Here is a 26939-nt window from a genome sequence, read left to right on the forward strand (position 1 = left end):
ACGCCCTAGACGTCGTCGACCACCGACGCGTACGAGATCACGCCGCGCCGGATCTCCTCGGTCACCGCGCGGGCCGTCGCCCGCAGCGGCGTCGGGCCGGCCGCGTCGGCGACCTGCTCGGTGAGGTCGATCAGCTGCTTCACCCAGCGGACGAAGTCACCGGCTGCGAGATCCGACTCGTACAGCACCTCGCTCAGCGACGCCCCCGACGCCCACCGGAACGCCGCCCAGCAGAAGCCCAGGTCCATCGAGCGCAGGAAGTCGACCCGCATGTCCCGCTCCAGCGCCGACAGGTCCCGCCAGATCGCACCCATCTTCTCCAGCGCGTCCCGCACCTCACCGCGCGGCAACCGCGGCGAGGTCGGCTCGTCCTTCGAGCGCGACTCGTAGACCAGCGCCGCCAGGCAGGCCGCGAGCTGCGGCACGTCCAGGTCGTCGAACACGCCCTGGCGCAGGCACTCGGCCGCGACCAGGTCGAGCTCCGTGTAGATCCGCGACAGCCGGTCGCCGGCCTCGGTGGTCTTGTCGCCGTCCAGGTAGTGCAGCGCGTCGAGCACCTGGCAGACCCGGTCGAACTGCCGGGCGATCGTGTTGGTCCGCTGCTCGATCTTGCGCTGGACCTCGCGGTTCTCCCGGTCGAGCCGGAAGTAGCGCTCGGCCCAGCGGGCGTGGTCCTCGCGGTCGGCGCACCCGTGGCACGGATGCGCGCGCAGCTCGGCCCGCATCTCCTGCAGCACCGGGTCGTCGGCGTGCGTGATCACGTCGCCGCTGCGGCTGCGCGACGACGGCGGACCGTCCTCGCCGTGCATGTCGGTCCGGTTGCGCAGCAGCTGCGCCAGCTCGCGGCGCTGCTGCGGGTTGCGCGCGTTGAACTTCTTCGGCACCCGCAGTGATCCGATCGACTCGACCGGCGTCGGGAAGTCGACCATCGACAGCTTGCGGACCTGCCGGTCCAGGGTCAGCACGGTCGGCCGCGGGCCTTCGCGCTCCGAGCGCATGCCCGGGTCGAGCACCAGCGCCCAGCCCGCGCTGCGGCCGGCCGGGATCCGGATGATGTCGCCGATCCGCAGCTTCTCGATCGACTCCTGCGCCTCGACCCGGCGGTCCAGCTTGCGCCGCTTCGAGCCGGACGACTCCCGCTCGCCGATCCGGCGCCGCAGGTCGGCGTACTCCAGGAAATCGCCCAGGTGGCAGTCGATCGACTCCTTGTAGCCCTCGAGCGCCTCGGTGTTGCGCTGCACCTGCCGGGCCAGCCCGACCACGGCCTGGTCGGACTGGAACTGCGCGAACGACAGCTCCAGCATGTCCCGCGCCCTGCTCCGCCCGACCTGACGGACCAGGTTCACCGCCATGTTGTACGACGGGGAGAACGACGAGCGCAGCGGATACGTACGGGTCGACGCCAGGCCCGCGACCGCCCGCGGGTCGAAGCCCGGCTGCCACAGCACGACCGCGTGCCCCTCGACGTCGATCCCGCGCCGCCCGGCCCGGCCGGTCAGCTGCGTGTACTCCCCCGGCGTGATGTCGACATGGGCCTCGCCGTTCCACTTGCTGAGCTTCTCCAGCACCACCGTGCGGGCCGGCATGTTGATGCCCAGGGCAAGTGTCTCGGTGGCGAACACGACCTTGATCAGGCCGCGCGCGAACAGCTCCTCGACGACCTCCTTGAACGCCGCCAGCATGCCCGCGTGGTGCGCCGCGATGCCGCGGCTGAGCGCCTCGGCGAAGTCGTGGTACCCGAGCACACCGAGGTCCTCGTCGGGCAGGTCGACGGTGCGCTCGGCCAGCACCCGCTTGATCTCGTCGCGCTCGCCCGGCTTGGTCAGCCGCAGCCCGGACCGCAGGCACTGCAGCATCGCGTCCTCGCAGCCCTTGCGGGAGAAGATGAAGTAGATCGCCGGCAGCAGCGCACCCGCGTCCAGCTCCTCGACCACGTCCGACCGGTACGGCGTGAAGTGCGACTTGCCCGGCCGGGTCTTCGGCAGGTCGCGGCGGCGGCGCGGCTTGCGCGAGTCGTCGCGGAAGATCCGGTTGTCGTCGCGGGCGATCCGGACCAGCTGCGGGTTGACCAGGTCGCGCAGGTCCGGCGCCGTGCTCTGGCCCGCCTTCTGGGCCGCGGCCTTCGCGGGGTTGCCGGACTTCGACGGCCGCCCGGCCGACGGGCCGAACTGCGCCTGCGCCGCGCCGGCGGTCGGCGTCTCCCCCGCGAACAGGTCGTGCAGCCGCTTGCCGACCATCACGTGCTGGAACAGCGGGACCGGCCGCTTCTCCTCCAGGACGACGACGGTGTTGCCGCGCACGGTCTCCAGCCAGTCGCCGAACTCCTCGGCGTTGCTCACCGTCGCCGACAGCGAGACCACCGCGACCGAGTCCGGCAGGTGGATGATCACTTCCTCCCAGACCGCGCCGCGGGACCGGTCGGCCAGGTAGTGCACCTCGTCCATCACGACGTACGACAGGCCGAGCAGGGTGTGCGAACCGGCGTACAGCATGTTGCGCAGCACCTCGGTCGTCATCACGACGATCGGGGCCTCGGAGTTGATCGAGTTGTCGCCGGTCAGCAGCCCGACCTTGTCGTGGCCGTAGCGGCTGACCAGGTCGGCGTACTTCTGGTTGCTCAGGGCCTTGATCGGGGTGGTGTAGAAGCACTTCTGGCCGCGCTGCAGGGCCAGGTGCACGGCGAACTCGCCGACCAGCGTCTTGCCGGATCCGGTCGGGGCCGCGACCAGCACCTGGTGGCCGTCCTCGAGGGCGGCGCAGGCACGCAGCTGGAACTCGTCCAGCTCGAAGTCGTAGAGCCCCCGGAACTCCTTCACGGCGGGATGCTCCTGGTCCGAGCGGAAAAGGGCGTACTTCTCGGACGGGGTGCTCATGCCCCCCAGGCTAGCGGCCCGCACCCCCAGAACCCCGCCCACCCGCCTGGGCACGGACAGCGATCAGCGGTGCACGCGGTGCGTCTCGTAGGCCCACATGACCAGTTCCACCCGGTTCCGGGCGCCCAGTTTGCCCATGATGCTGGCCAGGTGCGTTTTCACCGTGCTGAGGCTGATGTGCAGGTCGCCGGCGATCTCGGCGTTGGTCCGGCCCTGGGCGACGGTGACCAGGATCTGCTCCTCGCGGTCGGTCAGGGGCTCGACCGGCTGAGCCGGTGGGCGGCCCAGGCGGGTGTCGGAGAAGGCGGCGAGCAGCCGGGCGGTGATGTTCGGAGCGATCAGCGCGTCGCCCTGCGCGGCCGCGTGGATCGCCTGGACCAGGAGCTCGGGCCCGGCGTCCTTGAGCAGGAAGCCCCGGGCGCCCGCCTTGAGCGCTCCGTGCACGTACTCGTCGAGGTCGAACGTCGTGATCACCACGATCGCGAGCGGGTTCTCGACCTGTGGCCCGGCCAGTTCGCGGGTCGCGGCGATCCCGTCCATCCCCGGCATCCGGATATCGAACAGGCAAACGTCCGGGCGTAGCCGCTGGGCGAGCTCGACCGCCTCCCGGCCGTCGGCGGCCTGACCGACCACCTCGATGCCGGGCTGCGCGTCGAGGATCATCGTCAATCCGGTCCGGACCAGGTCCTGGTCGTCGGCGACGAGCACGCGGATGCTCATCCGGCCGCACCCGACTTCGGCAGCACCGCTTCGACCGTCCATCCCTTGTCCGGGCCGGGACCCGCCTCGAAGGAGCCGCCGAGCAGCGTGGCCCGCTCGGTCATACCGACCAGGCCGTAGCCCACCGGCCCGGCCGAACCGGCCTCGCCGTCGTCCCGGACGGTCAACCGGACGAAGTCGGCGTCGGCGGCCACCCGGACGTCGATGCGGGTCGCGTCGCGGGCGTGCCGTACGGCGTTCGTGATCGACTCCTGGGCGATTCGGTAGACGGCGGCGTCGACCGAAGGGCCGAGGTCGTCGAGGTCGCCCAACAGTTCGAGCTCCACCCGAGGCCGTGGTCCTGTACTCCGGGCCAGCCGCTCGAGGTCGGCCACTCCCGGCTGCGGGCCCAGCGCGGCCGACTCGTCCGCGCGCAGGCCCGCGACCATGATCCGCATCTCGGCGAGCGTGCGCGAGGCCTCCGCCTCGATCACCACGAGCGCATCCACCGCCGCTCCCGGATCGGCCACCGCCACGACCCGGCCGGCCTGGGCCCGGATGGCGATCGCCGAGACGTGGTGCGCGACCGTGTCGTGCAGTTCGCGGGCCAGTTGTTCGCGCTCCCGCAGCCGGACCTGGTCCAGCTCACGGACCCGCGACGAGGCGCGGTAACGGACCGCGGCGCCGAGCGTCGCCGGGAACAGCAGGAACATGCTGCCGAGCACCGAATCGACGAGTCCGGTGTTGTCCACAGTCAGCCCGAGGGCCAACGTGACCAGGATGAGCACCGTCCCGATCCCGATCTCCCGGCCAGACCCCCAGCGCCAGAGCGCAAAGGGCAGCAGGACGACGAAGATCATCGTGGTCAGCCCGACCGGCTCGTGGACGGTGAGCAGGCTCGCGACGTCCAGCACGATGAGCGAACCGAACGTCCCGGCCACCACCGCGAAGGGGTGCGTGCGCCGCCAGAGCAGCCCGAGTGCGAAAACCACCCCGAGCAGGGTCGCGACGGGTCGCCAGACCAGTTGATCGCGGAAAATCCCTTCGAGGATCGCCGTCGGGATCAGCAGGCCGACGAGCACCCAGTCCCGCCAGACGCGCCGCGGTGGGTGCGGCGCCCGCGGTTCGGCCCACAGCGAGCGGACCGCGTTCTTCAGCATGGGCTCACAGTAGACAACCCGGCCCCGCCCCGGATCGGCCCAAAGTACGGCACGCCGGTCGGCCGACCGGCCGAGGCAACCGCGGCCCTTCGCCCGAGGTACGCGCCGCCGGATCCCGCGACGCTGAATCCGCGGCGGCGTCGCCGTACCGGAGCCTCACCGAAGGAGATCACGATGATGTCGTCTGCCCTGTACCGCCTGGGCCGGTACGCCGCCCGCCGGCCCTGGACGGTGATCGGGAGCTGGCTCGTCGTCGCCGTGCTCGTGGTCGCGGCGTCCAGCGCCTTCGGCCAGAAGCTCGAGGACTCGATGGGAGCGCCGGGACTCGACTCGCAGCGCGCGGCCGATCTCTTGTCGGCCGCCGGGTCGGATCAGGCCGGACTGACCGCGCAGGTGGTCGTGACCCCGCTCGACGGCGCAACGTTCCGCGAGTCGGCTGCTGCGCGGGCTGCCTTGAGCGAGCTCCGGGCGGCAGCCGCCGAGCTGCCCAAGGTGCTGGCGGCAAGCGATCCGCTCGCCGCGAAGGCCGGCGAGGCAGCGATGTCGACCGACGGCCGCATCGCCGTCATCCGTCTCCAGTACCCCGTCCAGGCGGAGCTGGCCCCGGCCGACCTCGAGAACCTCAAGCAGTTCGCGGCCGACGCGGCAGCGGACTCGCCCCTGCGGATCGAGCTGGGCGGCGACCTGTTCTTCGCCTTCGAAGAAGCCGCGGCTGGACTCGGTGAGGCCCTCGGTCTGGTCGCCGCCGTTCTCGTGCTGCTGGTGACGTTCGGATCGCTGATCGCGATGGGGCTGCCGATCGGCCTGGCGCTGTTCGGCCTCGCGCTCGGCATCAGCTCGATGTCACTGCTCACCTATCTGATCGACGTGCCCAGCTGGGCGCCGGTGGTCGCGAGCATGGTCGGCCTCGGGGTCGGCATCGACTACGCGCTGTTCCTGGTCACCCGGCACCGCGAGTACCTTGCCCAGGGCAACACCGTCGAGGAGTCGGTCGGCCGGGCGGTCGCCACCGCCGGGCAGGCCGTGGTCTTCGCCGGCGGCACGGTGGTGATCGCGATCCTCGGCCTGGCCGTGGCCGGCGTACCGTTCATGACCGCCGGGGGGATCGCCGTCTCGGTCGTCGTCCTGATCATGGTCGTTGCCTCGATCACCTTGCTGCCGGCGTTCCTCGGGCTTGCCGGGCACTGGATCAACCGCCTCCGGGTACGGCGCGTCGACGCCTCGGCGAGCACCGCGGGCTGGCAACGGTGGGCCCGGCACGTGTCCCGGCACGCCGTGGTCTACGCCGTCGGCGCGACCATCGCGCTGCTCGCCCTGGCCGCGCCGGTGCTGGCGCTTCGGGTCGGCACCCCCGACGAGGGAGCGCTGCCCGGCAACCGGACCGAGCGCCGGGCGTACGACCTCGTGGCCCAGGGCTTCGGTCCGGGCATCAACGGCCCGTTGGTGATCGCCGTCGACATCTCGAAGGACGCGAGCGTGGTCCAGCCGCTGCTCGACGCGGTCGAGGCCGACCGCGGCATCGCCGCCGTACGGCATCCCGAGGTGAACGCCGCCGCCGGTCTCGCGACGCTGGTCGCGTTCCCGACCACCGGTCCTCAGGACGACGCCACGCTGGAGACGGTCGAGCGGTTGCGCGCCGACGTCTTTCCCGCCGTACTGCGTGGCAGTCCGGCGAAGGCTCACATCGGTGGGCAGACGGCGAGTTTCGCCGATGTCGGTGCCAAGGTCAACGACCGGCTGCCGCTGTTCGTGGGCACCGTGATCCTGCTGTCGGTCCTGCTGCTGACGCTGGTGTTCCGGTCGGTTGTCGTCCCGCTCAAGGCCGCGCTGATGAACCTGCTCAGCATCGGCGCCTCCTTCGGCGTGATCGTGATCGTCTTCCAGTGGGGTTGGGGCGCGGACCTGATCGGTCTGGAGTCGACCGTGCCGATCGTGCCGTTCATCCCGATGTTCATGTTCGCGATCCTGTTCGGGCTCTCGATGGACTACGAGGTGTTCCTGCTCTCCCGGGTGCGGGAGCAGTACCTCGCGACCGGCGACAACGACGGCTCGGTCGTGCACGGCATCGCGACCACCGGGAGGGTGATCACGTCGGCCGCGCTGATCATGATCTCGGTCTTCCTCGGCTTCGTCGCCAGTGGCGACCCGGCGGCCAAGATGTTCGGGCTCGGCCTGGCCGTCGCGATCTTCATCGACGCGACCGTCGTCCGGATGGTGCTGGTCCCGGCGACGATGAAGCTGCTCGGCAAAGCCAACTGGTGGATCCCCCGCCGGCTCGACCGGCTGCTGCCGGTCATCGATCTCCAGGGCGAAGCAGGCCCGAAACCCGCCGCCGCACCGGTGGCCGACCACGAACGCGCACTCGTGTAGTGGGGATCGACCGTTTCTGTCGGCGGAGGTCTCTACGCTCGGGCTGTGGCAGGCATCGGGGTCTTCGAGTTCTCAGCGCTCCTGTGGGAGCACCCGGGCGAGGGCGGATGGCACTTCGTCTCCGTCCCGGCCGAGATCAGTGACGACATCGCGGACCTGACGGCGGGCACCCGGCGTGGTTTCGGTTCGGTGCGGGTCACCGTCACGGTCGGGAGCAGCACCTGGCAGACGTCGGTTTTCCCGGACACCAAACGCGGCACGTACGTGCTTCCCGTGAAGAAGGCGGTCCGCATCGCCGAGGACCTCCAGGCCGGCGCCACTGTCGTGGGCCGCCTGGAGGTCGTCGACGCGAACTCCTGACGCCGGCTCAGCCGATGTGGAAGCTGTCGCCGTAGACCTTCCAGTCCAGCGGGGTGTTCAGGTTGAGGTTGCCATTGCGCAGGAAGACCCGCTGGGCGGTGTCGACCCGGCTGGTGTCGCTGTGCGCCTCCTCCTGCTTCATCGCCCAAACCCGGGCGTCGAGGAAGGCGTTCAGCCAGGTGGTCTCGTTGCCGCCCTGGGCCGGCGGCTTCGCGGTGGCCAGCGCGCGCTTGCGGATGTTGCGGAAGCTCGTCGCGTCGCCGCCGTCGCCGTGCATCACGATCGCGTCGTAGTAGACGAACTGGCCGAGCACGCCGACCTGGTCGGACTTGCCCTGGGCGACGGCCGGGTTGAAGTAGGCCCGGTCGCGTTCGTCGTTCTGGGCGGTCCTGAAGACGCTGTCGCTCGCCGCGGTGGCCCAGTCGCGCGGGTAGTTCGGGTCGAGACCCTCGTGGGAGTCGGTGCCGTCGACGCGGCGCAGCGCGGGCAGGTACTTGGCCAGCACGTTGCCCGGCTTGCGCTGCGTGTACAGCTCGACCAGGTCCAGCATGTCGCCGGTCCCGGAGCAGAACCCGATGATGCCGGCGGTGTAGCCCCGGCCGTCGTCGATGTCTTCGATGTACTTGTACTGCGCCTTCCAGTCCAGCGAGGAGTTCTCCGCGCTGGAGACCAGCTTCATCGCGATCTCCTTCTTCGCCGGGTCGTCCAGCCCGACGGCGGCCGGAGCGTCCACCTCGTCCTGGTAGCGAGTCTGAGCGGCGAGGGTGTTCGGCTCGAACGGCGAGGCGTACGCGGTCGCCGGGGCGGTGGCGACCGCGAGGCCGAGCAGGAGGCCGGTGAGGCGCCGGCCGGTGCTCGGAGGGAACTTCGGGGTGCGGTGCGGCACGATCTCTCCTTCGAGGGGCGTCGAGGATTATCTGTTAGGAAGCTTTCCTATCAGATAATGGTCGTCACGAACAGAGATCGAGCGAACTCTTTGCGTGACGAAGACTCAGCCGTAGACGGTGAGCGCGCCCGGGGCGATGCCGATGTCGACCGGCAGCGGCCCGAGGATCTCGCCGTCGGCGTACGCGGTGACGGTCGGCGACTCCAGCCGGACGGTCGTGCCGCGCAGGGTGTGCACCGCCGGGTGACCGAGGTGGGTGCCCTTGGACAGCTTCGGGAACATCTGCAGCAGGGTCAGCCGCGACACCGGCTTGATGATCGTGATGTCGAGCCGGCCGTCGTCGATCTCCGCGCCCGCGCAGATCTGCAGCCCCCCGCCGTACGTCGGGCCGGTGCCGACCGCGACCAGCATCGCGCCGGTCTCGATCCGCTCGCCGTCGACGGTCACGACGTACGACAGCGGCGTGAAGGTGCGCAGCTCGGCCAGCGTCGCGAGCGTGTAGCGGGCGTTGCCCTTCGGCCAGGTCATCGCGTTGGCCCGCTTGTTCACCAGCGAGTCGAACCCGCCGGCCACGACGGTGGTGATGAACCTGCCCTCGGCGACCGCGAGGTCGACCGCCCTGGTCTTGCCGGCCACGATCAGGTCGGCGGCCGCGACCGGGTCCTTCAGCGGTACGCCGAGGCCGCGGGCGAAGTCGTTGCCGGTCCCGGCCGGGATCACGCCGAACGGCATGCCCGACTCGGCCAGCACCTGCGCGCCCAGATGCAGCGTGCCGTCGCCGCCGACCAGCGCGACGCCGTCCGCGCCGGAGGCGATCACCTCGGCGGAGATCCGGCCGACGTCCTCGGCGCAGGTCGTCTCGTACAGGTCGACACTCAGCCCGCCGGCTTCCAGCCGTCGCTGAACCACGGGCGCCACCCGCGCGCCGAGGCCGCGACCGCTGGTGGGGTTGACCACCAGCGCGATCTTGCGACTCATCAGTCGGCCAGGAGTGCTTCGGCCTTGCGGGCTCGCCGCTTGTCGAGGATCCGCGTGATGATCTCCGCACCGAAGAACAGCGCGCACATCGGCAGCGCCAGGAACATCAGCGAGAACGGGTCACCCGACGGCGTCGCGACCGCGCCGAAGACGAAGATCGCCAGCACGATGTACGGGCGGAACTTGGCCAGCGCGGCGGACGGAACCACCCCGACGATGTTCAGCAGCACGACCACCAGGGGCAGCAGGAACGCGATCCCGAACACCAGCATCGTGCGCAGGACGAAGTCCAGGTACTCCGGCAGCGTGATCAGGTTCTGCGCGAAGTCCGGGGTGAAGCCGATCAGGATCTCGATGCCCTTCGGCAGCGTCCAGTAGGCCACCGCCAGCCCGGCGGCGAACAACGGGGTCGCGATCGCCGCGAACAGCACCGCCCAGCGCCGCTCGGAGCGGTGCAGGCCGGGTGCGATGAACGCCCACAACTCGTACAGCCACACCGGCGCGGCCAGGATCAGTCCGAACACCAGCGAGATCTTGATCTGGAAGGTGAACGGCGAGGTCACGTTGTTGAAGGTGAGCTCGGGCCGTTTGCCGCCGTTGTTGCTCGCGATCAGGTCGGCCACGCCGGTGTTGAACGGCTTGACCAGGAAGTCCAGCGCCTGGTCGTAGAAGACGTAGCCGACGATCGTCAGCAGCACGATCGCGAGCACGGAGACCAGCAGCCGGTTGCGCAGCTCGGCGATGTGCTCGCGCAGGGTCATCCGACCCTCTTCGTCCTTCGGACGTGGTTCCTTGCGCCGTCCGAACCTCACCATCGTCACAGGTGGTGCGCGTGACTCAGTTGGCGGTGTGCGTCGGCGGCATGCCGTCGCCCGGAGCCTGGCCGTTCGTCTGGTTCTGCTGCGGGGCGGGCTGAGCCTGCGGCGCCGGCGGCTGAACGTGCTGCTGGGCCGGCGGCTGGGTGCCCTCGGTCAGCTCGGCGTCCTTCTTCCGGCCGGGGCCGACTTCTTCCTCCCAGATCTTCTTCGACTTGCCGAGCTGCTTGACCAGGGCCGGCAGCTTGGCCGAACCGAACAGCAGCACGACGATCGCGAGGATGACGAGCCACTCTGCGCCCTGGGGCATACCGAGAAGCGGGGGCATGAGGATCTCCCTTTCACGACTAACGATGGCTCAACGTGAGACTTGGGCCGATACTACGCTCAGGAACGCGCAGACTCCCGGGTCCGTCTTGACCCCTGGCTCTGCGCCGCCTCGAGCTTGGACTGGGCGGCGACCAACTCACGCGTCAGCGCCTTGGTCTGGCCCCACAGCTTCTTCGCGAGCAGGGCGAGGACCAAGAGCCACACCGCCACCACCGCGAGGAAGAGCAGGAACCAGTACATAGCGCGAGCCTATCCGGTCCGGGGGTGTGATCCACGCCGCCGGGTGTCCGCAGCGGGCAACGATGTCGGAACGCGATGGTAAGAATTGGTGTCCGGCAGGGGCGCAGCCCTGCGTCCGCCGTTGATCGAGGGGGCCGGTGTGGTGCGGATCGGGATCGAGGAGCGGCGCAGGAGACTGGGCCGGCGGCACCGGCTGGCGTCTTCCTGCCAGGCGGCGGATCCGGTCGAGGCGGCGACTTCGCTGGTCGTGCTGCACGCGACCGACCCGGCGACTGTGCACCTGTCCGCGGCCGCGCGCGTGCCAGGCAGTGACGTCGCGCTCACCGAACGTGCCCTGTACGACGACCGCACGCTGATCCGGATGCTCGGGATGCGCCGTACAGTGTTCGTCGTCCCGACGTCGTTCGCTCCGGTCGTCCAGGCCGCGTGCAGCGACGACATCGCGGTCAAGCAGCGCAAGTTGCTGGTCAAGCATCTGGTCGAGGCGGGAATCGCCGGCGACGCCGATGCGGCCGGTCAGTGGTTGCGGGCGGTCGAGGAGTCGACGGCGACCGCGCTCAGCCTGCGGGGCTCGGCGACCGCGCAGGAGCTCGCCCAGGACGAGCCGCGGCTGCGCAGCCGGCTCGCGATGGCGGAGGGCAAGTCGTACGCCGCTCAGCCGTACGTCACCAGTCGGGTGCTGTTCCAGCTCGCGGCCGAGGGGCGGATCGTCCGCGGTCGCCCGCTCGGCACGTGGTTGAGCAGTCAGCACCAGTGGTCGCCTGCCGAGAAGTGGCTGACGGGTGGACTCAGCAGCGACCTGACCGCCGAAGAGGCCCGGACGATGCTCGCGCGGGCGTGGCTGCGGTCCTTCGGGCCGGGCACGACGGCGGATCTGCAGTGGTGGACCGGGTGGACGCTCGGCCAGACCCGCAAGGCGCTGGTCGCGGTGGACGCCGTCGAGGTCGACCTGGACGGCACGCCGGGCTACGTGCTGCCCGGTGACGAGGCGCCCGAGGCGGAGGTCGAACCCTGGGTCGCGTTCCTGCCCGCGCTGGATCCGACGCCGATGGGCTGGAAGGACCGCGAGTGGTACCTGGGTGAGCACAAGGGCCGCCTGTTCGACACCACCGGCAACATCGGTCCGACGATCTGGGCCGACGGCCGGATCGTGGGTGCGTGGGGCCAGCCGGAGTCGGGCGAGGTCCGGTACCAGTTGCTCGAGGACGTCGGCCGGGAGACCGCGGCGGCGATCGAGGACCATGCCGGCCGCTGGACGTCGTGGTTCGCAGGTGTCCGCATCACGCCGCGCTTCCGGACACCCTTGGAGCGGATCCTGAGCCAGGGCTGATCTGCGCGGGCTCTACCGTGAGCCCATGACGGGAACGTGTCAGGTCTGCGGGAAGCCGATCGCCGGAAGCGGCGGGCCGGGGCGGGCGGCGTCGTACTGCTCCCAGGCCTGTCGTCAGCGGGCGTACCGGGAGCGCCGGTCACCAGGGCTCCCGGTGCAGGAGCTGATCTCCGACATCGCCGACCGGGCGCAGCGGCTGCGGCCGGCGCCGGTCACCGCGCTGCACGCCGAGGTCGAGGTGTTGTCGACCCGGATCAATCAGCTTCGGCGGGTCGCCCGGCAGGTCCGCGAGCAAAACGTCACGCCGCAGCCCGTGACGAAAGCTGGCGAGGAAAACGTCACGTCCGTCGGTGTGACGGAACCCGGCGCCGGGATCGTCACGTCCGAAGATGTTCCTGGCGCGCGAGTCGTCACGCCCGACGAGGTGACGAAACCCGCAGAGCACGCCTTCACCGCGCTGATCGAGCAGCACCGGGCCGAGATGCGCGCGCACTGTTACCGCCTGCTCGGCTCGTACGACGAAGCCGAGGACCTTACTCAGGAGACCTTCCTGCGCGCCTGGAACTCGGCCGGCACCCTCGGCCAGATCGACAACCCGCGCGCCTGGCTCTACAAGATCGCCACCAACGTCTGCCTGGACTTCCTGCGCAAGCAGAACCGGCGGCCGACGACGTACGAGCCGATCCCGGGCATGGACTCCGGCGACGGCCCGCCACCACCGAAGATCGCCTGGCTGCAGCCGTTCCCCGACGACCAGCTGCCCGAGCGCCCGGCGCCCGGGCACGAGCCGGACGAACAGGCGGTCGCGAGCGAGACGCTCGAGCTGGTGTTCCTCACCGCGATCCAGCACCTGCCGCCACGGCAGCGCGCCGCGGTGATCCTGCGCGACGTCGCTCGCTGGTCGGCGCAGGAGACCGCGGAGCTGCTCGGCTCCAGCCTGGCGTCGGCCAACAGCGCCGTACAGCGTGGACGGGCCGCTCTGCGGGAGGCGTTGCCCGAACGCCGCGAGGACTGGTCGGCCGCCGAGCCGACCGCCGAGGACCGCGCTCTGCTGCAGCGCTACATGGACGCGGCGGCCGTGGCCGACATCGACGCGATGGTCGAGCTGGTCCGCGAGGACGCCGTGCTGACGATGCCGCCGAACCCGTTCTGGTTCACCTCGCGCGACGCGCTGTTCGGCTTCGTCCGGCCGAATCTGGACCCGGCGTCGCCGATGTTCGCCGGGCACTGGCGGCATCTGCCCGTCCGGGCCAACGGGCAATTGGCCGTCGCGGCCTACCTGCAGCGGCCCGACACGAGCGTGTACCGGGCCCAGTTGCTCGACGTCGTGCGCTTCGAGGACGGCCTGATCGCCCAGATCACCACCTTCGAACCACACCTGTTCCCCGCCTTCGGTCTGCCGATGACGCTGTGAGCGATGAGTTTCCGCGGCCGGTACGTCGTACTGAATGCCGGGCGCATCCAGCGCCCCTCCCGCTAGGAGCACTTCGATGGACTGGACCCTGGAAGTCGTGATCGTGCCCGTTTCCGACCTCGACCGGGCGATCGCCTTCTACCGCGACCAGGTCGGCTTCGACCTCGACCACGACACCGTCAACGAGCACATGCACGTCGCCCAGCTCACCCCGCGCGGCTCCGGTTGCTCGATCGTGATCGGCAGCCTGCCGGCCCAGAACGAAATGCCCCCCGGCTCGCTCCGCGGCCTCCAACTCTGCGTCGCCGACGCCGAAGCCGCCCGCGCCGAACTCGTCGGCCGAGGTGTCGACTGCTCGGAGATCACCAGCTTCTCCCCCGAAGACGGCGGCACCTTCTTCGGCTTCACCGACCCCGACGGCAACACCTGGGCCGTCCAGCAACTGAAGATCCGCGCCGAAAAGCCCCTCATCCCTGTCGAGTCCCGAGGCCGCTTCGGCGCCTGAACGCGGAAGGTCCCGGGACCACTTCGGCGCCTGAACGCGGCAGGCCCGAGGCCGCATCGGGAACGCGGACCGGGAGGCAACGGCTGGATCTGCCGCGGGTGCTGCTGCGGTCACCACCGCGGGTCAACCGCCCGCCTCCCGCCGCCCACCAACGGCCGACCTCCTCCCGCCTCCCGCCGCCCACCAACCGCCGACGCCATCCCGCCGCCCGCCTTCCGGCCGGTGCGGCCTCAGCCACAGCGGACATGACCGGCCGCATGGACGCCGACCTCAGCCGCAGCCCTCAGACCTGCTCGTCGTACGCCGACAAGGCCTCGCGGGCGGTGCCGGCGATCTGGGCTCCGAGTTCAGCTGGTTCGAGGACCGTGGCCGAGCCGCCCAAGCGCAGGACCAGGCGTTGCAGCCACGCCGTGTCCGCGACCCGCAGCTGGATGATCAGCGAGCCGTCGGGGCCTTCCTCGACGGACTCGGTCGGGTAGTACTCGGCGACCCAGCGAGCCGGCGGCGCCAGCGAGACCGTGGCGAGCAGATCGCACTCCGACGGCTGGAACATCCCGTTCGACAGGTCCCGCGGGGTCGCCTCGGGCGGCGGCTCGCTGGGGAGATCGAGCAGCTTGACCCCCGCGATCCGGTCCAGGCGGAACAGCCGGACATCCTCGGCCAGCCGGCACCAGGCCTCGAGATACGTCCGCCCCTCGGAGACCACCAGCCGCATCGGGTCGACGTCCCGCTCGGTTGTCTCGTCGCGCGACGGTACGTCGTACGTCAGGTGCAGCCGCCGCTTGCCGGCCAGTCCGCGGTTGACCGTCTCGGCGATCTCCGGCGCGGCCGGCTCGACGTGGACGTGCGCGGCGGCACCCTCGCTCGCCGCTGCACCCGCACCGGCGGCTGTCTCCAGCTTGGCGATCGCCCGGTCGACGGCATCGCGGTCGCCACCGGCGGTCACCTCGCGCAGCGTCCGCAGCGCGGTCAGCAGGGCAAGCGCCTCGTCCGCCGCGAGCCGCAGCGGACGGGCCAGGTAGTCGGCGTTGTTCAGGTGGATGACGCCTTCGCCCTCGGCGGCGTCGATGTCGATCTCGATCAGGTCGCCCATCTGCGCGCCCGGCAGGCCGCAGAACCACAGCACCTTGAGGTCGGCGATGATCTGCTTCGGCCGGACCCCGAAGTCCGCGGCGACGTCGTCCACGCGGGCGCCGTCGTTCTCGCGCAGGTACGGCACCAGCGCGAGCAGCCGCTGGACCTGGTCACGTGCGTTGCTCATCCGACCCCCGCCACCGTCCGCAGCCGCCGCAGTACGCCGTCCAGGACGTCGCCCGGACCTTCGACCACCGCGTCCGGCCCGTACGACGCGATCTCCTCGGCCAGCACCCCGGAGTCGGCGTACGGGACGTGCAGCAGGTCCCAGCCCTCCTCGTACGGCTCGATCGCGTTCGCCCGGCGGCGCAGGCTGACGCACGACCCGGTCCTGGCCCGGACCTTCGCCTCCGACGTCGGCCGCGGCGGCGCCAGCTCGGCGACCAGCGAGCGCAGGTCGGTGCCCTCCGGCACGGTGAACGCGCCCGGGCCGCCGACGGTCTTCACGTTGCCGCCGATCCGCGACATCCGGAACATCCGGGTCGCCTCGCGGTCGCGGTCGCGGCCCACGACGTACCAGCGGCCGTGCCACGACACGATGCCCCACGGCTCCAGCGTCCGCGTGGTCGGCTCGGACGCGCCGCTGCGCCGGTGCTCGAACCGGACCACCGTCCGGCTGACCACCGCCGACCACAGCGGGTCGAAGGCCGGCTCGGACGCGCCGACGTGCGGCTCGATCGCGCTCAGCGCCGACTGGTCGGTCTGGATCCCGGCCGCCTTCAGCTTGAGCACCGCCGACGTGGTCGCCTCGGCCAGGCTGGCGTGCTGCCAGACCCGGGCGGCGACGCCGAGCACGGCGGCCTCGTCCGGCTCCAGGTGCACCTCGGGCAGTTCGAAGACGTCGCGGCGGATCCGGTAGCCCACGTCGTCGGAGAAGAACTTGTCGATGGTGCCCATCTCGATCGGGATGCCGAGATCGCGCAGTTCGTCCTTGTCGCGCTCGAACATCTTCTCGAAGGCGTCGTCGGTCTGCCCGGCGTAGCCCTCGACCACCTCGCGGATCCGCTCCTTGGTCACGTACGTGCGCGCCACCAGCAGGCAGATCACCAGGTTGAGCAGCCGCTCACTCTTCCGCGCCGACACCCGACCACCTTACGGGGTTCCGGGGCCGAATCGCGTACTGCGCGCCGAACAGACGTTCGAGATCGTCCTGGGCGGACGCCCACCACTGATCAACCCGCCCGCACGGAACCGGTCCACGCTCAACCCGTAGCCTCCGGGGCCGGAAAGCGGCGCTTGGTCAGTGGTGCACGTCCGGGCTTAGGGTCTGCCGTGTGATCCGTTGGCGCGAAGGTGTGGTGTCCGAGCTCGGTCGCGCGTGGGCCGGCGCGCTCGAACTGCGGGTGACCGTCGGCAAGCAGAACGTGAAGGCGCTGGCCTATCCCGAGCTGGTCGGTGAGCCTGTCGTCGGCGACCGGGTGCTGCTCAACGTCGGCGCCCTCGACCGCGGCCTCGGCACGGGCGGCTACGCGCTCGTTGTCGCGATCCCCGACCGCCTCCCCGCCGATCCGCCCGAGAACGGTCACCTGGTCAAAGCCCGCTACACCCCGCTCCAGGCGATGGTGCTCGGCGCCGACGAGCAGGACTCCCCCGACCACGACGTCCTGCGCGACGCCGACGACCTGTTCGGTACGCCGGTCGTCGTGGCCGACCTGCACTCGGCGCTGCCTGCCGTCCTCGCCGGGGTCTACGAGACCCGGCCGACCACCCGCGTCGTCTACGTGATGACCGACGGCGGTGCGCTCCCGCTCGCCTTCTCGCGCACGGTCGCGTCCCTGCGGGACAGCGGCTGGCTGGCCGGGACGGTGACCGTCGGCCAGGCGTACGGCGGCGACCGCGAGGCCGTGACGGTCCACACCGGGCTGCTCACGGCGGTCCATGTGCTCGCGGCCGAACTGGTCGTGATCACCCAGGGCCCGGGCAACCTCGGCACCGGCACGCGCTGGGGCTTCTCGGGGGTCCAGTCGGGCGAGGCCGTCAACGCGGTCGGCACGCTCGGCGGCCGCGCGGTCGCGTCCCTGCGCATCTCCGAAGCAGATCCGCGACCGCGTCACCGGGGAATCTCGCATCACAGCCTGACGGCGTACGGGCGGGTGGCGCTGCAGCCGGCCGACGTCGTCGTACCGGATCTGGCCGGGGACTTCGGCGACGCCGTGCGCGACGCGGCCGAGCCGCTGAAGGCCCGGCACCGCGTCGTCCGGGTCGGCCTCGAGGGCCTGTACGACGCCCTGCGGGACGCGCCGGTCAAGCTGTCGACGATGGGCCGGGACCTGGACGGCGACCGCGCGTACTTCGAGGCCGCGGCCGCGTCGGGCCGCCATGCCGCCCGGCTGGTGGACGTACCACCCCCCGCGTCGGGGGCCCAGTACTCCTGATCTTCCCGCCGCGCGGGCGGATCCTCGAGGTATGGAACGCACACTGGTCCGGCCCGCCCCCACCCCACCGCTCGCGGCCCGCACCGCCACCGGCGCCTGGTTGCTGGCCGTCGGTGCCGGCGTCGCCGAGTCGGTGCTGGGACTCGGCCTGGCCATCGACGACGGCGCGCCCGTGCTCGGCCTGGTCGCCCAGGTCGCCTTGCGCACAATTCTGTACGGCGCCCTGTTCGTCGTCATCGACCGCTACTTCCGCCACGGCGTCCCGTGGTCGCGCTGGCTGCTCGCGCTCGTGCTGGGCACGGTCGGGATGGCGAGTTTGGTGATCGAGCCGATCAGCTGGCTCACCAACCATCACCTCGGCGACCTTTCGCTCACCCCGCTCTTCGCGGTCGAAGCGCTGCTCCGGACCGCCCACGTGCTCGCGCTGGTCGCCGCCTGCGCCCTGACGTTCCACCCCGACACCACCCGGTGGTTCCGCCGCGCCCGGTGACAACGCGAAAGGGCCGACCCCCAGTGGGAGTCGGCCCTTTCGGAGACGGCGTACTACTGCTGCTGCTTGCCGGCCGGGAAGTTGTTCAGGATGTCGATGACGGCGAAGGCGTTCACCGTCTTGCCCTTGTCGTCCTTCGACGCGGGCAGCTCGACGAGCACGCGGCTGCCGACCGGGAGACCGGCCAGGCCGTCGAGCGCGCCGGTCTGGCCCGTCGGGCCAGGGCCGACCTGCAGCTCGGACGGGGCGCCGGGCTGGCCCTGCTGGCCGTCCCAGGTGCTCGCCTGCTTCTTGCCGGTGTAGTCGAAGATCACGTAGCGGGCGACGACCGTGCTGGACTTGTCGACCGGCTTGCCCTTGCCGGTGGCGATCACGACCGGCTTGCCGGGCTTGGCCGGCGGCTTCGTGCCGGCCGGGACGGTCACCTTCGGCTCGGCGTTCAGCTCACCGGTGACCTTGAACTTGGTGGCGGGCGCCGCCACCGGGTCGGCGTCGAGCTTGGTGTCGTTGGCGGCCGCGGCGATCAGGTCGACGACGAAGATCAGCGTGTCGTCACCCTTGATGCCGGCCTGCTCGTTGCCCTGCTCCTTGTAGCCCTTGTCCGACGGGATCGACAGCAGCACGCGGCTGCCGAGCTTCTTGCCGACCAGACCCTCGTCCCAGCCGGCGATGACGCCGCCGACACCGATCGGGAACGACGACGGCGCGCCGCGGTCGTAGGAGTTGTCGAACACCTTGCCGTCGCGCCAGATCTGGCCGAGGTAGTTCGCGGTGAGCAGCTCACCCTTCTTGACCTCGGGTCCGTCGCCCTCCTTGAGGACCTCGGTGACCAGGGTCTTGTCCGGCTCACCGTCGCGGTGGGTGACGGTCGGCTTCTTGCCGAACTCCGACTCGACCTTGATCCCGGCGGCACCGAAACCATCGTTGTTCCCGCCGGACTCCGAGCCGCAGGCGGCCAGGGACGACCCCAGCGCGATCACCGCGACGACACTCAGCAGCTTGCGCACGAACAAAGCACCTCAAATATCCCGGCGCGGACCCCGCGCCTGCTGGACTGCCATGAACGCGCCCACCCTAGCGGGCACGACCAAGCCCAGGACCAGCCACCTGCGTCACCGTTCGGTCACGTCACGCAGCGTCGACCGGTACGGCGGCGTACCGGTCGAAGCGTCACATGCTGGCGATCAGCTTCTCCACGCGTTCGTCGTGGGACTTGAACGGGTCCTTGCACAGCACCGTGCGCTGGGCCTGGTCGTTGAGCTTCAGGTGCACCCAGTCGACGGTGAAGTCGCGCCGGCGCTCCTGGGCCCGCTTGATGAACTCGCCGCGCAGCCGCGCGCGGGTGGTCTGCGGCGGGACCGACTTGGCCTCGAAGACCCGCAGGTCGTCGACGACCCGGGTGACCGCGCCCTTGCGCTCGAGCAGGTAGTACAGACCGCGCGGGCGGTGGATGTCGTGGTAGGCCAGGTCGAGCTGGGCCACGCGTGGGCTGGCCAGGCCGAGGTTGTTCTGCTGGCGGTAGCGCTCGATCAGCCGGTACTTGATCACCCAGTCGATCTCGCGCTCGATCCCGGACAGGTCGCCGGACTCGATCGCCTTCAGCGTCCGCTCCCACAGTGACAGCGCCCGCTCGACGGCCGGCGTACCGAGCTCGCGGCGGTCGACGAAGTCACGCGCCTTCGACAGGTACTCGCCCTGGATGTCCAGCGCGCTGGCCTCGCGGCCGTTGGCCAGCCGGACCTCGCGGCGGCCGGTCATGTCGTGGCTGATCTCGCGGATCGCGCGGATCGGGTTGTCCAGCGTCAGGTCGCGCATCACGATGCCGGCCTCGATCATCCGCAGCACCAGGTCGGTGCTGGCCACCTTGAGCAGCATCGTGGTCTCGGACATGTTCGAGTCGCCGACGATCACGTGCAGCCGGCGGAACCGCTCGGCGTCCGCGTGCGGCTCGTCGCGGGTGTTGATGATCGGGCGGGACCGCGTGGTCGCGCTGGAGACGCCCTCCCAGATGTGCTCGGCGCGCTGCGACACCGAGTAGACCGCGCCGCGCGGCGTCTGCAGCACCTTGCCGGCGCCGCAGATCAGCTGCCGGGTGACCAGGAACGGGATCAGCACGTCGGCGAGCTTGGCGAAGTCGCCGTGCCGGCTGACCAGGTAGTTCTCGTGGCAGCCGTAGCTGTTGCCGGCCGAGTCGGTGTTGTTCTTGAACAGGTAGACGTCGCCGAAGATGCCTTCGTCGTGCAGCCGCTTCTGGGCGTCGACCAGCAGTCCCTCGAGGATCCGCTCACCGGCCTTGTCGTGCGCGATCAGGTCGGTGACCGAGTCGCACTCGCCGGTCGCGTACTCCGGGTGGGAGCCCACGTCGAGGTAGAGGCGTGCCCCGTTGCGGAGGAAGACGTTGCTGCTCCGCCCCCAGGACACGACGCGCCGAAACAGGTACCGCGCCACCTCATCGGGGGTCAGTCGGCGCTGACCGCGAAAGGTACAGGTGACGCCGTACTCGTTCTCCAGACCGAAGATTCGCCGGTTCACATCACCCACACTACGGCCCGGTTCCGACATAAGTGCCCTGTCTCAGGCGCGGCGTTGCCCGGCGTTATCCCTTTGATGTCAACGGACCCGGGTCGCAGGGGCGTCCCCACCCGGCGGTGGAGGTTCGGGTGGAGGTCGTCCCGACAGTAGTGACCGACTTCGTTGCAGCTGCCAACGTCGTGGTCATGAGGAGACGAACCTTCATCGCCGCCGCCGCGTCGACCGCCCTCGCCGGCGCCCTGCCGACCCGGCCCGCCTTCGCCACGCCGGGCCTCGTCCTGCGCCTGCCCGCACCCACCGGATCACACAGCGTCGGTACGACGACGCTGCAGCTGACCGACCGCAACCGCACCGATCCGTGGAACAACGCCCCGACCCGTGAGCTGATGACCACGATCTACTACCCGGCCTCGACCATCCGGGGCTACCAGCTCGCGCCCCACCTCACGCCCGCGGCCGCCGCCGTTTTCCAGGGTCTCGACGCCGGAGTCCTGCACCCCGAGCTCCCCGCCGCCGGCGTCGACTGGGCCGCCACCACAACGCACTCGTACGCCGGTGCGCCTGCAATCCCCGTACGACGTCCTGTCCTGCTCTACAGCCCCGGCGGCGCCGACCCGCGCACGATCGGCACGGTCGTCGCCGAAGACCTGGCCAGTCGCGGCTACGTCGTCGTGACCGTCGACCACCCCGGCGAGACCAGCGAGGTCGACTTCCCCGGCCGCCCGCCGCGCGTCATCGAGATCACGCCCGAGGTCCAGACGATCCGGTGCTCAACCGGACGATGATGACGACCCGGTTCGCCGACGTGCGCTTCGTCCTCGACCGACTGGAACTGCTCGCGGCCGGGCACCACGATCCCCCGCGGTCTCGACCGCGCCCTCGACCTCCGCCGCGTCGGCGTCTACGGCCACTCCGCCGGCGGCGCCACCGCGGCCCAGACGATGCACGAAGACCATCGGATCAGGGTCGCCGCCAACCTCGAGGGCTACCTCGACCTGGCCGACGGCACCCTCTACCCGATCGCCGAGCACGGCACCCGCAAGCCGCTGCTCCTGGCCGGCACCGACGGCTTCCACGACGCCCGCTTCGAACGCACCTGGTCAGCCTTGCTGTCCCACGGAGGACCAGTACGCCGTACTCAACTGCGCCGCGCCAACCACTGGATCTTCACCGACTACGCGGCCTTCGCTCCCCAGCTGGTCGCCGCCGGATTGATGACACCCGCCGAGCGCGCGAAGCTCGTCGGTGACCATCCGCACGCCGTTGCCGCCGTACCGGCGCTGGTCCGGGGCTTCTTCGACCGAACTCTTCGCGGGCACTGAACTGGTCTTCCCACGTCGAGCACGGCCCAGGTGCTACAGGTCGACGAGGTCGAGCAGCTGGCCGAGTTCCTTCGGGTCGAGCTCGCGGAGCTCGCCGGTGTGCAGGTTGCCGCGGCGGACCGGGCCGATCGCCGTGCGGGTGAGCCGCTTGACCGGGTGGCCGACCGCGTCGAACATGCGGCGCACGATCCGGTTGCGGCCCTCGTGCAGGGTGATCTGGATCAGCGTGCGGCCCTTGATCTCCGACATCACCTTGACCGTGTCGGCCTGGGCCGGGCCGTCCTCGAGGTGGACACCGTCGAGCAGCCGGCGCAGCACGACCGGCTTGACGTTGCCGTCGACCTCGGCGACGTACGTCTTGGAGACCTCGTACGACGGGTGCGCGAGCCGGTGCGCGAACTCACCGTGGTTGGTGAGCAGCAGCAGTCCCTCGGTGTCGGTGTCGAGGCGGCCGATGTGGAACAGCCGCTCCTCGCGGTCCTGCACGTAGTCGGCGATGCACGGGCGGCCCTGCGGATCGGCCATCGTGGTCACGACACCGCGCGGCTTGTTGAGCACCAGGTACGCGTGCGCGCTGGACGGCGGGATGCGCTCGCCGTCGACCCGGATCACCGACACCGCGGGGTCGACCCGGGTGCCGAACTCGGTGACGACCGCGCCGTCCACCTCGACCCGGCCCTGCTCGATCAGCAGCTCCGCACTACGCCGGCTCGCCACGCCCGCCTGCGCGAGCGCCTTCTGCAGCCGGATCCCGGTCTCTTCAGTCATCACTACCGATACGGTACTGCGCGGCGCCCGGGCCGGCCGCGTCGCCCGTCGTTCCGTCGTCCTCAGCCGGTACGCCGGCCGCCGTCGGGGAGTCCTCGGCGGGATCCTCCGTGGTCTCTTCCGCGGAGTCCAGAAGGTCGTCGCCGGACTCGCCGGTCAGCTCTTCCGCGGGCTCCAGGCGGTCGTCGTCGCTGTCGGCCTCGGCCCCTTCGTCGCCGCCGTCGTCTTCGTTGTCGTCTTCGTCGCTGTCGTCTTCGTCGCTGTCGCCCAGCGGGTCGTCGTCCGTACCGCCCGAGTCAGCGGTGTCGCCGCGCTCGTCGTCGATGCCCTCCGAATCGCCGGCTCCGGCGTCGGCCGCGTCCCCGCTCTCGGGGAACTCGGCCGGGTCGGCCTCCTCCTGCGCGAGGTCGGTGTCGCCGCCGGCCTCCAGCTCCTCGGCCGGTTCCAGCTCGTCCTGGTCGTGCTCGAGGTCGAGATCCGGCGCGTCGCCGATGCCCAGGTCGCCGTCGATGCCCGCGGCGCCGACGTCGGACGTGACCGCCTCGTCGGGCTCCGGCGTAGCGACGGCTTCGGGCGTGCCGGCGTCCGGCGTACCGGCACCGTCGGTGGGCAGGTCCTCGGGGGTCGGGGTGTTCTGGGCGGCGAGCTCTTCTTCCACGTCGTCCATCTCCGGGAGGTAGGGGGCCAGTTCCGGCAGGTCGTCCAGGCTCTGCATACCCATCCGCTCCAGAAAGTAAGAGCTGGTGCGGTAGAGCGTGGCCTGGGACTCGGTGTCGGCGCCGGCTTCCTCGACGAGTCCGCGGCTGATCAGCGTCCGCATCACGCCGTCCACGTTGACCCCGCGGATCGCCGACACCCGGGCGCGACTGACCGGCTGCTTGTACGCGACGACGGCCAGCGTCTCCAGCGCCGCCTGCGTCAACCGCGCCTGCTGCCCGTCGAGTACGAACTTCTCCACGTACTGCGCCTGCTCCGGTCGCGTGTAGTACCGCCAGCCGCCGCCGACCTCCCGCAGGTCGAACCCACGCCCCTGCTCGGTGTACTCCTCCGCCAGCCCGCCCAGCGCCTCGCTCACATCCCCGACCGGCCGCCCCACCGCCCGAGCCAGCACCAACGCCGGCAACGGCTCGTCGGTCACCATCAGAATCGCCTCGAGCGCCCGCCGCATACTGACGTCGTCGAGCACAACCTCCCCAGCCGGCGGTTCGACTTCCAGATCCAGCATCAGTTCCTCAGCCAACTCCCCGCCATCGGAGGAGGAGGAGGAGGATGAGCCGTCGGACAACGGGTGGTCAGCTGAGCCAGGTTCCACCTCCCCCGAAGCGGATCCGCCCCCGGCGAAGTCGTCCGAGCCGCCACCGCCGGCAGAAGCCGGGTCGGCGCCCGGAACAAGTTCTGCCTCGCCCGCCGCGGAGTCGCCCTTGGGCGGGCCATCCGAGCGGACCGTGCCGGTCGAGGACGAGTCGTCGCTCACCTCAGCCGTTGCATCGCCGGAGGCGGAGTCGTCCGCATCCGCGTCGGCGTCCACGCCGCCGGGCGCCTCGTCGCTCGGCGCATCGGCGTCCACCTCAACCTCCGCCGAGGGCTCGCTCGCCTCGTCGTCGGGCGCGGCCTCGCTCGCCTCGTCGTCGGGCGCGGCCTCGCTCGCCTCGTCGTCAGATGCGGCCTCGCTCGCCTCGCTGTCCGGCGCGGGCTCGCTCGCCTCGTCGGCCGGCGTCGAACTACCGTCCGAAAGCTCGGTCGGCTCCCCGCCCTCGTGCTGGTCGATCGACTCTTCGGTGCTGGTGACCGACTCCAGGGCATCGGCGGTGGCCGTGTCGGTGGGGTTGTGGGAATCGGTCACTGGTCTGCCGTCTCGGTCGGGGCTTCGTCGGGTTCGGGTGGGTCGTCCTCGGTGAGCGGTTCGCCTTCGGCGAGGAAGGCGGTGATGTGGTCGTCAGTGACCTCGGGCGCCTCGCCTTCGTCGGACTCCGGCGGTTTCACCTCGTCGAACTCGTCGCCGACGGCGATCTCGCCCTCGTCGGTGCCGGTCCAGCGAATCGTCAGCTCACCCAGCGGCGTCACCTGCTCGAACGCCACGGCCGCCTCCCGGAAGAGCTCCAGCAACGCCAGGAAGCGGCAGACCGTGGTGACCGTGTCCGGCGAGTCCGACACCAGCGTGCGGAACGTCGTACTGCGTTGCCGTCGCAACCGGTCGACGATGATGATCGCCTGCTCCCGCACGGTCACCGCCGGCGCGTGCAGGTGCGCCAGCGAAACGCCTTCGGGGATGTTGTTCTTCGGCGCCATCGCGGCCGCCGCCAACGCGGCGAACTCCGCGGGGCTGACGCCGAGCAACACCTCCGGCAGCAGTTCGGCGTACCGGGGCTCCATGCCCACCGCGCGCGGGAAGCGCCGCCCCTCCTCGGCCATCCGGTGCTGGATCAGCGCCGCGATCTGCTTGAACGCCCGGTACTGCAGCAGCCGCGCGAACAGTAGGTCGCGCGCCTCCAGCAGCGCCAGGTCCTCGGCGTCCTCGACGTCGCCCTGCGGCAGCAGCCGGGCCGCCTTGAGGTCGAGCAGTGTCGAGGCGATCAGCAGGAACTCCGAGGTCTGGTCCAGATCCCACTCCGAGCCGAGCGCCTTGATGTGCGCGATGAACTCGTCGGTGACCTGGGACAGCGAGATCTCGGTGATGTCCAGCTTGTGCTTGCTGATCAGCTGCAGCAGCAGGTCGAACGGCCCCTCGAAGTTGACCAGGTGGACGCTGAAGCCCTTGCCGGAACCGGCTGTCGCCTCGGCGTCCGGCAGGTCGATCGGCAGGTCCGTCGAGGTGTCGGCCATGACGGACCTACTCCGCGGCAGCCCGGAGCCGCTGCACCAGCACCGAGTCGGGACCGTGGTCGACGAAGTCGGCCAGCAGTACGTCGATCGCCTCGCGGACGATCCGTCCGCGGTCGGCGGTCAGGCCGTGCTCGGCGCGGAGCGCGAGTCTGGTCTGTTCGAGTCCGAGCAGCTCTTCCTCCGTCACGTACACGGTGATCTTCGTGTCGTGCCGGATCCGGCCACTGGACTTGCGGTCCTCGACGACGGCGGTCCGGGCCCGGCCGGTGGATCCCGGTCGGTCGGACAGCGCCGGTCCGTCGGTGGCGGTGCGCTTCTCGGGTCGGGTCTGTTTCGGTGCCGCACCCCCGAACAGCTCGCTGGCACCTGGCAGGCTCACCCGGCGGGACAACGCGCCAGCACCTCCTTGGCAAGGTCGCGGTACTGGGTAGCCGCTTGGGACGAAGGGGCGTAGGTGGTGATCGGTTCGCCGACGACCGTGGTCTCGGGGAACTTCACCGTACGCCGGATGACGGTGTGGAAAACGCGCTCGTCGAAGGCCTGGACGACCCGGTCGAGCACTTCCCGGGCGTGCGTGGTGCGCCCGTCGAACATGGTGCCGAGAATGCCGACGATCTCCAGCTTCGGGTTGAGCCGGTCCTGCACCTTGCCGATCGTGTCGGTCAGCATCGCCAGGCCGCGCAGCGCGAAGAACTCGCACTCCAGCGGTACGACGATGCCGTGCGACGCGGTCAGCGCGTTCACGGTGAGCAGGCCGAGCGACGGCGCGCAGTCGATCAGGATCACGTCGTAGTGCGGGATGATCGGCTCGAGCACCCGCGACAGCGTGTACTCGCGGGCGACCTCCTGGACCAACTGCACCTCGGCGGCCGACAGGTCGATGTTGGCCGGCAGCAGGTCGAGGTTGTCCACCTTGGTGGCCTGGATCACCTCGTCGGGGCGGATGTCGCGCTGCATCAGCAGGTTGTAGACCGACAACTCCAGGTCGTGCGGCTGCACGCCGAGCCCGATCGAGGCCGAGCCCTGCGGGTCGAAGTCGATCAGCAGCACCTTGCGCCCGGTCTCGGCGATCGCGGCGCCCAGGTTGATGGTGGTCGTGGTCTTGCCGACGCCACCCTTCTGGTTGCACATGGCGATCACCTGGGCCGGCCCGCGACGGGTCGGCGGCAACACCTCCGGCAGATCGGGAAGTGGCCGTCCGGTCGGCCCGATCTTGTTCCGCGGGCCGTGCGGGTCATTCACAGGTGCGATGTCCTCCGCGGTGAGCTTGGCCGTCGGCCGGGGCATCTCCGCATAGTTGTTCGGGATGATCGGGCGCTGCTGGCCCTGGTCGTCGGCCGGGGCCGGCGGGTCCAGCGGCGTGCTGGTCGGTTCGGCAGCCGGCGGCATCGGTTCCGTCGTCGGCTGGAGGTGCAGGTGCTGCAGGTGCTGGGTGCCCGGGAATGTCGACTCGTTCATGACTCGTCAAACCTTTCAACCGATACGGGCGATCCCAGCGACTGTAAGCGTGCATTCAAGCACTCTCAAGCGGCCAC

The 26939-nt window shown here is 70.5% G+C and carries 26 protein-coding genes; 9 read left to right on the top strand and 17 right to left on the bottom strand.

The window, feature by feature from the left end:
• Positions 1–5 precede the first annotated feature (5 nt).
• From ACQPXM_RS29780 to ACQPXM_RS29790, 3 genes are all read right to left on the bottom strand, one after another.
• Positions 6–2873 (bottom strand): DEAD/DEAH box helicase, encoded by a 2868-nt coding sequence (locus ACQPXM_RS29780; RefSeq protein WP_432939594.1) that lies wholly within the window; start codon positions 2871–2873, stop codon positions 6–8.
• 63 nt (positions 2874–2936) lie between these two features.
• A complete protein-coding gene (locus tag ACQPXM_RS29785) occupies positions 2937–3593 on the bottom strand; it encodes a response regulator (RefSeq protein ID WP_432939596.1) in 657 nt (218 codons plus the stop codon).
• Complete coding sequence (locus tag ACQPXM_RS29790; RefSeq protein ID WP_432939598.1) at positions 3590–4732, bottom strand: histidine kinase; 1143 nt, start codon at positions 4730–4732, stop codon at positions 3590–3592. Before ACQPXM_RS29790 ends, ACQPXM_RS29785 begins: the two co-directional genes overlap by 4 nt.
• Positions 4733–4906: 174 nt before the next feature.
• Between ACQPXM_RS29790 and ACQPXM_RS29795 the strand changes: the two genes are divergently transcribed.
• Together ACQPXM_RS29795 and ACQPXM_RS29800 are read left to right on the top strand one after the other, a co-directional pair.
• Entirely contained in the window at positions 4907–7102 is a 2196-nt protein-coding gene (locus tag ACQPXM_RS29795; RefSeq protein ID WP_432939600.1) for an MMPL family transporter, read from the top strand.
• Between the two features lie 45 nt (positions 7103–7147).
• Complete coding sequence (locus tag ACQPXM_RS29800; RefSeq protein WP_432939602.1) at positions 7148–7462, top strand: DUF1905 domain-containing protein; 315 nt, start codon at positions 7148–7150, stop codon at positions 7460–7462.
• A 7-nt stretch (positions 7463–7469) separates the two neighbouring features.
• Here the strand turns inward: ACQPXM_RS29800 and ACQPXM_RS29805 are convergent, their stop codons facing one another.
• From ACQPXM_RS29805 to ACQPXM_RS29825, 5 genes are all read right to left on the bottom strand, one after another.
• Positions 7470–8348, bottom strand: coding sequence for a chitosanase (locus ACQPXM_RS29805; RefSeq protein ID WP_432939605.1), 879 nt, complete (start codon positions 8346–8348; stop codon positions 7470–7472).
• Positions 8349–8453: 105 nt separating this feature from the next.
• The gene (locus ACQPXM_RS29810; protein ID WP_432939607.1) at positions 8454–9326 is read right to left on the bottom strand and encodes a diacylglycerol/lipid kinase family protein; all 873 of its coding nucleotides are present in this window, start codon (positions 9324–9326) and stop codon (positions 8454–8456) included.
• The gene (gene tatC, locus ACQPXM_RS29815) at positions 9326–10087 is read right to left on the bottom strand and encodes a twin-arginine translocase subunit TatC (protein ID WP_432939609.1); all 762 of its coding nucleotides are present in this window, start codon (positions 10085–10087) and stop codon (positions 9326–9328) included. The genes ACQPXM_RS29810 and tatC overlap by 1 nt, the downstream gene beginning before the upstream one ends.
• A gap of 76 nt (positions 10088–10163) precedes the next feature.
• Positions 10164–10469: a twin-arginine translocase TatA/TatE family subunit gene (locus tag ACQPXM_RS29820; protein ID WP_432939611.1), complete on the bottom strand. Its 306-nt coding sequence runs from the start codon at positions 10467–10469 to the stop codon at positions 10164–10166.
• A gap of 59 nt (positions 10470–10528) precedes the next feature.
• Positions 10529–10711, bottom strand: coding sequence for a hypothetical protein (locus tag ACQPXM_RS29825; RefSeq protein WP_432939614.1), 183 nt, complete (start codon positions 10709–10711; stop codon positions 10529–10531).
• Positions 10712–10799: 88 nt separating this feature from the next.
• Between ACQPXM_RS29825 and ACQPXM_RS29830 the strand changes: the two genes are divergently transcribed.
• The 3 genes from ACQPXM_RS29830 (at position 10800) to ACQPXM_RS29840 (ending at position 13960) form a co-directional block, all read left to right on the top strand.
• Positions 10800–12041 (top strand): winged helix DNA-binding domain-containing protein, encoded by a 1242-nt coding sequence (locus ACQPXM_RS29830; protein WP_432939616.1) that lies wholly within the window; start codon positions 10800–10802, stop codon positions 12039–12041.
• Between the two features lie 25 nt (positions 12042–12066).
• Positions 12067–13455 carry an RNA polymerase subunit sigma-70 gene (locus ACQPXM_RS29835; RefSeq protein ID WP_432939619.1) on the top strand — a complete coding sequence of 463 codons (1389 nt, stop codon included), beginning with the start codon at positions 12067–12069 and terminating at the stop codon, positions 13453–13455.
• A 76-nt stretch (positions 13456–13531) separates the two neighbouring features.
• Complete coding sequence (locus ACQPXM_RS29840) at positions 13532–13960, top strand: VOC family protein (RefSeq protein WP_432939622.1); 429 nt, start codon at positions 13532–13534, stop codon at positions 13958–13960.
• A gap of 283 nt (positions 13961–14243) precedes the next feature.
• Here ACQPXM_RS29840 and ACQPXM_RS29845 read toward each other — a convergent pair whose 3' ends face one another.
• On the bottom strand, positions 14244–15221 hold the full coding sequence (locus ACQPXM_RS29845) for a helix-turn-helix transcriptional regulator (RefSeq protein ID WP_432939623.1): 978 nt from the start codon (positions 15219–15221) through the stop codon (positions 14244–14246).
• Positions 15218–16177 carry a helix-turn-helix transcriptional regulator gene (locus ACQPXM_RS29850; protein WP_432939626.1) on the bottom strand — a complete coding sequence of 320 codons (960 nt, stop codon included), beginning with the start codon at positions 16175–16177 and terminating at the stop codon, positions 15218–15220. The genes ACQPXM_RS29845 and ACQPXM_RS29850 overlap by 4 nt, the downstream gene beginning before the upstream one ends.
• Before the next feature lie 191 nt (positions 16178–16368).
• Between ACQPXM_RS29850 and ACQPXM_RS29855 the strand changes: the two genes are divergently transcribed.
• Together ACQPXM_RS29855 and ACQPXM_RS29860 are read left to right on the top strand one after the other, a co-directional pair.
• Entirely contained in the window at positions 16369–17469 is a 1101-nt protein-coding gene (locus ACQPXM_RS29855) for a DUF3866 family protein (RefSeq protein WP_432939629.1), read from the top strand.
• 31 nt (positions 17470–17500) lie between these two features.
• Positions 17501–17959: a hypothetical protein gene (locus ACQPXM_RS29860; protein WP_432939631.1), complete on the top strand. Its 459-nt coding sequence runs from the start codon at positions 17501–17503 to the stop codon at positions 17957–17959.
• 53 nt (positions 17960–18012) lie between these two features.
• On the opposite strand, the gene ACQPXM_RS29865 is transcribed toward ACQPXM_RS29860, so the two are convergent.
• Complete coding sequence (locus tag ACQPXM_RS29865) at positions 18013–18966, bottom strand: FKBP-type peptidyl-prolyl cis-trans isomerase (RefSeq protein ID WP_432939634.1); 954 nt, start codon at positions 18964–18966, stop codon at positions 18013–18015.
• A gap of 163 nt (positions 18967–19129) precedes the next feature.
• Complete coding sequence (pafA, locus tag ACQPXM_RS29870) at positions 19130–20491, bottom strand: Pup--protein ligase (protein ID WP_077015793.1); 1362 nt, start codon at positions 20489–20491, stop codon at positions 19130–19132.
• A 185-nt stretch (positions 20492–20676) separates the two neighbouring features.
• Here pafA and ACQPXM_RS29875 point away from each other — a divergent pair, with 185 nt between their 5' ends.
• Together ACQPXM_RS29875 and ACQPXM_RS29880 are read left to right on the top strand one after the other, a co-directional pair.
• Positions 20677–21276 (top strand): hypothetical protein, encoded by a 600-nt coding sequence (locus ACQPXM_RS29875; protein WP_432939637.1) that lies wholly within the window; start codon positions 20677–20679, stop codon positions 21274–21276.
• A gap of 69 nt (positions 21277–21345) precedes the next feature.
• Positions 21346–21813, top strand: coding sequence for a hypothetical protein (locus ACQPXM_RS29880; RefSeq protein ID WP_432951115.1), 468 nt, complete (start codon positions 21346–21348; stop codon positions 21811–21813).
• A 33-nt stretch (positions 21814–21846) separates the two neighbouring features.
• Here ACQPXM_RS29880 and ACQPXM_RS29885 read toward each other — a convergent pair whose 3' ends face one another.
• The 5 genes from ACQPXM_RS29885 to ACQPXM_RS29905 are packed head-to-tail and all read right to left on the bottom strand — an operon-like array spanning position 21847 to position 26862.
• The gene (locus ACQPXM_RS29885) at positions 21847–22581 is read right to left on the bottom strand and encodes a pseudouridine synthase (RefSeq protein ID WP_432939639.1); all 735 of its coding nucleotides are present in this window, start codon (positions 22579–22581) and stop codon (positions 21847–21849) included.
• Positions 22574–24424, bottom strand: a complete 1851-nt coding sequence (gene scpB / locus ACQPXM_RS29890; RefSeq protein ID WP_432939642.1) for an SMC-Scp complex subunit ScpB — start codon at positions 24422–24424, stop codon at positions 22574–22576. Before scpB ends, ACQPXM_RS29885 begins: the two co-directional genes overlap by 8 nt.
• Positions 24421–25404, bottom strand: coding sequence for a segregation and condensation protein A (locus ACQPXM_RS29895; RefSeq protein ID WP_077015791.1), 984 nt, complete (start codon positions 25402–25404; stop codon positions 24421–24423). The genes scpB and ACQPXM_RS29895 overlap by 4 nt, the downstream gene beginning before the upstream one ends.
• A gap of 7 nt (positions 25405–25411) precedes the next feature.
• On the bottom strand, positions 25412–25783 hold the full coding sequence (locus ACQPXM_RS29900; protein WP_425553185.1) for a hypothetical protein: 372 nt from the start codon (positions 25781–25783) through the stop codon (positions 25412–25414).
• Positions 25780–26862, bottom strand: coding sequence for a ParA family protein (locus ACQPXM_RS29905; protein WP_432939646.1), 1083 nt, complete (start codon positions 26860–26862; stop codon positions 25780–25782). Before ACQPXM_RS29905 ends, ACQPXM_RS29900 begins: the two co-directional genes overlap by 4 nt.
• Positions 26863–26939 lie beyond the last annotated feature (77 nt).

Origin of the sequence: Kribbella sp. CA-253562 (assembly GCF_050942265.1) — a bacterium.
In the GTDB taxonomy this organism is placed as follows: Bacteria; Actinomycetota; Actinomycetes; order Propionibacteriales; family Kribbellaceae; genus Kribbella.

What these genes read in the sequence shown, in the direction of transcription:
- ACQPXM_RS29780 (WP_432939594.1), bottom strand. Translation starts at nt 2,873, where the DNA reads ATGAGCACCCCGTCCGAGAAGTACGCCCTTTTCCGCTCGGACCAGGAG.
- ACQPXM_RS29785 (WP_432939596.1), bottom strand. Translation starts at nt 3,593, where the DNA reads ATGAGCATCCGCGTGCTCGTCGCCGACGACCAGGACCTGGTCCGGACC.
- ACQPXM_RS29790 (WP_432939598.1), bottom strand. Translation starts at nt 4,732, where the DNA reads ATGCTGAAGAACGCGGTCCGCTCGCTGTGGGCCGAACCGCGGGCGCCG.
- ACQPXM_RS29795 (WP_432939600.1), top strand. Translation starts at nt 4,907, where the DNA reads ATGATGTCGTCTGCCCTGTACCGCCTGGGCCGGTACGCCGCCCGCCGG.
- ACQPXM_RS29810 (WP_432939607.1), bottom strand. Translation starts at nt 9,326, where the DNA reads ATGAGTCGCAAGATCGCGCTGGTGGTCAACCCCACCAGCGGTCGCGGC.
- tatC (WP_432939609.1), bottom strand. Translation starts at nt 10,087, where the DNA reads ATGACCCTGCGCGAGCACATCGCCGAGCTGCGCAACCGGCTGCTGGTC.
- ACQPXM_RS29820 (WP_432939611.1), bottom strand. Translation starts at nt 10,469, where the DNA reads ATGCCCCCGCTTCTCGGTATGCCCCAGGGCGCAGAGTGGCTCGTCATC.
- ACQPXM_RS29825 (WP_432939614.1), bottom strand. Translation starts at nt 10,711, where the DNA reads ATGTACTGGTTCCTGCTCTTCCTCGCGGTGGTGGCGGTGTGGCTCTTG.
- ACQPXM_RS29835 (WP_432939619.1), top strand. Translation starts at nt 12,067, where the DNA reads ATGACGGGAACGTGTCAGGTCTGCGGGAAGCCGATCGCCGGAAGCGGC.
- ACQPXM_RS29840 (WP_432939622.1), top strand. Translation starts at nt 13,532, where the DNA reads ATGGACTGGACCCTGGAAGTCGTGATCGTGCCCGTTTCCGACCTCGAC.
- ACQPXM_RS29845 (WP_432939623.1), bottom strand. Translation starts at nt 15,221, where the DNA reads ATGAGCAACGCACGTGACCAGGTCCAGCGGCTGCTCGCGCTGGTGCCG.
- ACQPXM_RS29860 (WP_432939631.1), top strand. Translation starts at nt 17,501, where the DNA reads ATGGAACGCACACTGGTCCGGCCCGCCCCCACCCCACCGCTCGCGGCC.
- ACQPXM_RS29875 (WP_432939637.1), top strand. Translation starts at nt 20,677, where the DNA reads ATGAGGAGACGAACCTTCATCGCCGCCGCCGCGTCGACCGCCCTCGCC.
- ACQPXM_RS29885 (WP_432939639.1), bottom strand. Translation starts at nt 22,581, where the DNA reads ATGACTGAAGAGACCGGGATCCGGCTGCAGAAGGCGCTCGCGCAGGCG.
- ACQPXM_RS29895 (WP_077015791.1), bottom strand. Translation starts at nt 25,404, where the DNA reads ATGGCCGACACCTCGACGGACCTGCCGATCGACCTGCCGGACGCCGAG.
- ACQPXM_RS29905 (WP_432939646.1), bottom strand. Translation starts at nt 26,862, where the DNA reads ATGAACGAGTCGACATTCCCGGGCACCCAGCACCTGCAGCACCTGCAC.